The following is a 5,310-nucleotide window of genomic DNA, read 5'->3' as shown; positions in this document are numbered from 1 at the left end:
GGCTGCAGGCGACCAGCGACTATATGGCGGGCGAGCTTGCCCGGCTGGAACGCGAGGAAGCCTTGCCGATCGGCGACACCCCACTGGCCGATGCCGATCTGGTCACCGGCCAGTCGCGCCGGCTGAGCGGCGCGATCGGCCAGCTGCGCGACCTGAGGCGCTTTGTCGGCGACACGCTGGCGGGGCTGCCCGATCCCGCACTGGTCAGCGATGGCACGGGCAAAGTGGTGCTGACCAACGCGGCGGCAGATGCGGCGTTCGGCACGGCCCTTTCCGGCCAGGAAAGCGCAGAATTGCTCACCGCGCTCGCCGATCCGGACAGCGGGGCAGCGCTGGCGGCATACCTCGCCGACCCCGACGAGCGGCATATCGAATTTGCCGCGCGTGACGGCCGCAGCTTCGTGCTGCGCCGCGCGCCGATCATCGATGCCAGCGGCCAGCCGCGCGGACAGGTCGATTACCTCACCGACATCACCTCCATCGCCAACGCGCGGCGCGAGCGCGAGGAAATGCTGCAGCTGCTGTCGCACGATATGCGCGGACCACAAGCGGCGATCCTGGCATTGGTGGGATCGGGCGACGGCAAGATTGATCGCGCCCGCATCGCCCGGCACGCGCGGCATACGCTGACGCTGGCCGACACCTTCGTCGATCTGGCCCGGATGCACGAGCGCCCGTTCCAGCCGGAACCCATCATCGCTGCCGATCTAGCCAGCGAAGCCGCCGACAGCCTGTGGCCCGTCGCCAGCCAGCGCGCAGTCCAGATTGCGGTCAGCGACGCAAGCGACTGCGCCTTCATCGTCGCCGAGCGCGAAAGCCTTTTCCGCGCGTTGGTGAACCTGTTCGACAACGCGGTGAAATACAGCCCGGACGGCGGCCTGGTCTCGGTATCGGTCAGCGTGGCCGAAGCGTCCCTGCTCATCGTCATCACCGATCAGGGCAAGGGGATCGACCCGGTGGTGCTGCCAAAGCTGTTCCAGCGATTTGCCAGCGATGGTCAGGGTTCGGACGTCAAGGGTATCGGGCTGGGGCTGAACTATGTCGCAGCGGTGGTGGCGCGGCACGGCGGAGCAATCACCGGCGCAAACAGCGATACAGGCGGCGCCGTGTTCACGATCACCCTCCCGCTGGAAGGGTAAGAGGCTCAAGCCTGTTTTTGTGACAAGAGCAAGTTCGTCACCCCCACGCAGGCGGGGGTCCCGCTTCTGTGATGCGTTTGCGCGATAGCGGGATTCCCACGTTCGCGGGAAGGACGGTAACTAACGCCTCAGCGCACTCCCTTGCGCTCTACCATCTGCGGGCCCGGCGCCCCGTCGAGCCCACCCAACGCGGCGGTCACCAGATGCGGCAAGCTTTCGTCCAGCAGCGCCTTGCAATGAAACTCTGCGCCTGATCCGGAATAGGCATCTTCGCCGGTCACCCGGTGGGTCAGGCGGACGCCGAGGCGATAGTCGCGCCGTGCACAGCCCCTCTCGGTTTTGCGATCGTGCGCAGGACCGATCACCGCTACAGGCTTACCGGTATCGTCGCCCGCCTGGAGTGCAGCCGTCGCGGGACGGTCGGCGAGCGAGACCCAGAGCAGATAGTCGCCCGTTTCAGCCACCCTCCAGCCTCGCTGGCTGAGCGCGGTGCTGACCAGCTGGCTCGCCTGCCGGTGCGCCGGAGCGAGATCGCCGGGGGCTTCGACCAGAGTGAAGCTGGCTGCAGCGGGCAAGGGTGCAGGCGCCGCGCTGTCGATCCGCGTCACCACGGGGCTGGCGCACCCGGCCAGCAATGCGACGGTCGCGAGCGCGGCAGCGCGCATCATTTGGCGGTCCAGTCCAGATCTGCGACCGCAACCAGCAGCGCCATGCCCGACGACAGACCGCCGATGAACGCATTGCGCTCGATATTGACATATTCATCGACCGAATGCGCCCGGCCACCGCCGCCGCCGGTCCCCACCGTGATCGCCGGGACACCCAGGCTCATCGGAATGTTGGAATCGGTGGAAGATGCGAGCAACTGCGTCTGGAAGCCGTGCTCGGCGAGCACTTTCTGGCTGGTGACCACAAGCTGGTGTTTGTCCGCAGTCGCGCCCGCGGGCCGGTCTCCGATGCGGGTCTTCTCCGCGCCGACTTCGCCCAGATTGGTCGACCGCGCGTAGTTCTCCGCTGCAACCGCCTCATCGACGATCGCCAGGAAGCGCTTCTCGAGACGCTCAAGCGCCTTGGGATCGGGCGAACGCATATCGACCTGAAGCTCGATCCGGTCGGGGATCGAATTGACCGAGGTGCCACCCGAGACCACGCTGGCGGCAAAACTGGTGCGCGGGCTGGCGGGCACGTCGGTTTCGTAAAGACGCTTTACCGCATCAGCCATTGCCGCCATCGGGTTGACGATCCCGAACGCGCCATAGCTGTGCCCGCCGGGGCCGGTGAAGGCGATGTTGTAGCGCTTGGAGCCGACCGCCTGGTTGACGATCCGCGACGGGTCTGACCCATCGACCGAAATGAACGCTGCGATCTGGCCCTTGTAGGGGTTTTTGGTGAAGAGGTGCCGCACCCCGCGCAGATCGCCGGGGCCTTCCTCGCCCACCGTAGCGACAAACAACACGTCGTGGCGGGTGGGCACCTTGGCGGCATTGAGCGCGCGCACCCAGGCGAGCAGCCCGGTCAGTCCGACGGTATCGTCGCCCACGCCTGGCGCGTTGAGCGTATTGCCCTCGCGGCGCACGGTCACATCGGTGCCCTTGGGAAAGACGGTGTCGAGGTGCGCGCTGACCACCACCAAGGCTCCGCCTGCCGCGACCGTGCCGCGGCGCAGCCCGGTGACATTGCCCTCGGCATCGATCGCCACCTCGGCAAGCCCCAGGTCCTTGAACGCCTTGGCGAAATACTCGGCCCTCGCCTGCTCGCCGAACGGCGGCGCGGGGATTTCGGTGATCGTGATCAATTCTTTGACGATCCGGTCATAATCGCCTGCCAGCGCGGTCTTGGCCGCGGCAATGTCCTGCGCCAGCGCCGGAGCGGCGAAGCTGGCGCTGAGTGCCAGCGCGGCGATGAATGTCCGGAAAGCCATGCGAACCCCTTTTTTCTGTCGAACCTGTTCCTCTCCCGGAACGGGGAGGTGGCAGCCCGCAAGGGCTGACGGAGGGGAAGCGTGCCAGTGCAACAACTCAGGCACAACACAACCCCGATTCCCCTCCACCGCTGCGCGGTCCCCCTCCCCGTTCCGGGGAGGATTTTTATCAATCCCGTGCCCTCAATCCCGCGTCAGCACGAAATACACAACGTAGAACCACGAAAAAAACCCGTGGATGATCGCCCAGAGCACGGAGTTGTGCGCGGTATAACTGATCGCAATGGCCAACGCGCTGCCGAAGCCGACGCCGTTGCGGACGACCTCGCGCTGCACGATCACCCGCCGCTCGCTCATGCTGCTTCGCGGGTGGTCAGCGCCACTTCTGCGTTGAGCATCTCGGCCACTTCGAAGGCAACCTCGAGCGACTGCGCCGCGTTGAGCCGCGGGTCGCAATGGGTGTGATAGCGGTCGCCCAGCGCCTCGTCGGTGATCGCGATCGCGCCGCCGGTGCATTCGGTGACGTTCTGCCCGGTCATCTCGATATGGATGCCGCCGGCATGCGTGCCCTCGGCGCGGTGCACCGCGAAGAAGCCGCGCAGTTCGGCCATGATCCGCTCGAACGGCCGCGTCTTGAAGCCGCTCTCGGACTTGACGACGTTGCCGTGCATCGGGTCGCACGACCAGATGACCGGATGGCCTTCCTTCTTCACCGCGCGCACCAGCGGGGCAAGGCCCGCTTCGACCTTGTCGTGCCCAAAGCGGCTGATCAGCGTCATCCGCCCGGGAATGCGCGCGGGATTGAGCGTGTCGAGCATCGCCAGAAGCGCATCGGTGCTGAGGCTCGGCCCGCATTTGATGCCGATCGGATTGCCGATGCCGCGCAGGAACTCGACATGCGCCGAGCCTTCGAAGCGGGTGCGGTCGCCGATCCACAGGAAGTGCGCCGATGTATCGTACCAGTCGCCGGTCAGCGAATCGCGCCGCGTCATCGCTTCCTCGAACGGCAGCAACAGCGCTTCGTGGCTGGTGTAGAAGCTGGTCGCCTGCAACTGCGGCACGGTATCGGGGCTGATTCCGCAGGCGCGCATGAAGTCGAGCGCCTCGCTGATTCGGTCGGCGGTTTGCGCATAGCGCTCCGCCCAGGGGCTGCGGCCCATGAAATCGTGCATCCAGCCCTGCACCTGCTGCAGGCTGGCATAGCCGCCGCTGGCAAAGGCGCGCAGCAGGTTGAGCGTCGCGGCGCTCTGCGAATAGGCGCGCACCATGCGCTGCGGATCGGGCTCCCGCACCGCGGCGTCGAACTCGATGCCGTTGATGTTGTCGCCGAAATAGCTCGGGATCTCGATATCGCCCTTCTTTTCGGTCGGCGCCGAGCGCGGCTTGGCGAACTGCCCCGCCATCCGGCCAAGCTTTACCACCGGGCGTTTGGAAGCGAAGGTCAGCACCACCGCCATCTGCAGCAGCACGCGGAAGGTGTCGCGGATGTTGTTGGGGTGGAACTCGGCAAAGCTTTCGGCGCAGTCGCCGCCCTGCAGCAGAAACGCCTCGCCGCCGGCCACGCGGGCCAGCTCCTTTTCAAGATTGCGCGCTTCGCCTGCAAACACCAGGGGGGGATAATTGCGCAGCGTCGCTTCGGCCTCGGCCAGCGCAGCGGCATCGCGATAAGCCGGGATGTGCCGCGCCTCCTGGGTCCGCCAGCTATCCGGTGTCCATTTTGCCGCCACGTCGATCACTCCAAACCGTATCCAAGATCCAGCCGTCAAATTTAGGCCGGGCCGCGCCCCATAGCAATGTCGGGCACGAAATGCAGCATCCAAATGGCATTTACGATCACCAGACACTCGCGCCCCTTGCCTTTGATGTCGCAAAGACTCTAAGCGAAAGCATGGTTTTCGTCCCGCCAGACATCATCCCCTTCAGCGGCCGGTTCGAGGGCGCCAGCCACTATTTCGCCTGCCGCGTCTATTTCGAGGACACCGATTTTTCAGGCATCGTCTACCATGCCAATTATCTGCGCTATCTGGAGCGCGCCCGGTCGGACATGCTGCGCTGCCTCGGCGTCGATCAGCGCGGGACGCATGATGCGGGCGGCGGAGTCTATGCCGTGGCCGACATGGCGCTGCGCTTCGTGCGCCCGGCAAAAATGGACGACGATCTGGTCGTGGTGAGCCAGATCACGCGCTTGCGCGCCGCAGCCTGCATCATTCATCAACGAGTCATCCGACGCGGCCAATCTGTCACCGATTC

6 protein-coding genes are annotated in these 5,310 nt (G+C 65.6%); 2 read left to right on the top strand and 4 right to left on the bottom strand.

From position 1 onward, the window contains the following. A partial coding sequence (locus tag QUV11_RS17095) for a PAS domain-containing sensor histidine kinase (RefSeq protein WP_300884235.1) occupies window positions 1–1,139 on the top strand: 1,139 nt, incomplete at its 5' end. A 128-nt stretch (window positions 1,140–1,267) separates the two neighbouring features. Here the strand turns inward: QUV11_RS17095 and QUV11_RS17090 are convergent. The 4 genes from QUV11_RS17090 to QUV11_RS17075 all read right to left on the bottom strand — a co-directional run bounded on the left by QUV11_RS17090 (window position 1,268) and on the right by QUV11_RS17075 (window position 4,787). Beyond that, window positions 1,268–1,807 (bottom strand): hypothetical protein, encoded by a 540-nt coding sequence (locus tag QUV11_RS17090; protein ID WP_300884233.1) that lies wholly within the window; start codon window positions 1,805–1,807, stop codon window positions 1,268–1,270. After that, window positions 1,804–3,060, bottom strand: a complete 1,257-nt coding sequence (locus QUV11_RS17085) for a M20/M25/M40 family metallo-hydrolase (protein WP_300884231.1) — start codon at window positions 3,058–3,060, stop codon at window positions 1,804–1,806. Before QUV11_RS17085 ends, QUV11_RS17090 begins: the two co-directional genes overlap by 4 nt. 183 nt (window positions 3,061–3,243) lie before the next feature. Continuing rightward, the gene (locus tag QUV11_RS17080) at window positions 3,244–3,417 is read right to left on the bottom strand and encodes a hypothetical protein (RefSeq protein ID WP_300884229.1); all 174 of its coding nucleotides are present in this window, start codon (window positions 3,415–3,417) and stop codon (window positions 3,244–3,246) included. Then, a complete protein-coding gene (locus tag QUV11_RS17075) occupies window positions 3,414–4,787 on the bottom strand; it encodes a class II 3-deoxy-7-phosphoheptulonate synthase (protein WP_300884228.1) in 1,374 nt (457 codons plus the stop codon). The genes QUV11_RS17080 and QUV11_RS17075 overlap by 4 nt, the downstream gene beginning before the upstream one ends. 161 nt (window positions 4,788–4,948) lie before the next feature. Between QUV11_RS17075 and QUV11_RS17070 the strand changes: the two genes are divergently transcribed. After that, a partial coding sequence (locus QUV11_RS17070) for a YbgC/FadM family acyl-CoA thioesterase (protein ID WP_300884226.1) occupies window positions 4,949–5,310 on the top strand: 362 nt, incomplete at its 3' end.

Origin of the sequence: Blastomonas sp. (genome assembly GCF_030373265.1) — a bacterium.
Classification (GTDB): Bacteria; Pseudomonadota; Alphaproteobacteria; order Sphingomonadales; family Sphingomonadaceae; genus Blastomonas.
Note: the sequence above shows the minus strand (reverse complement) of the source record. Positions and strands in the feature narration are given on the sequence as shown.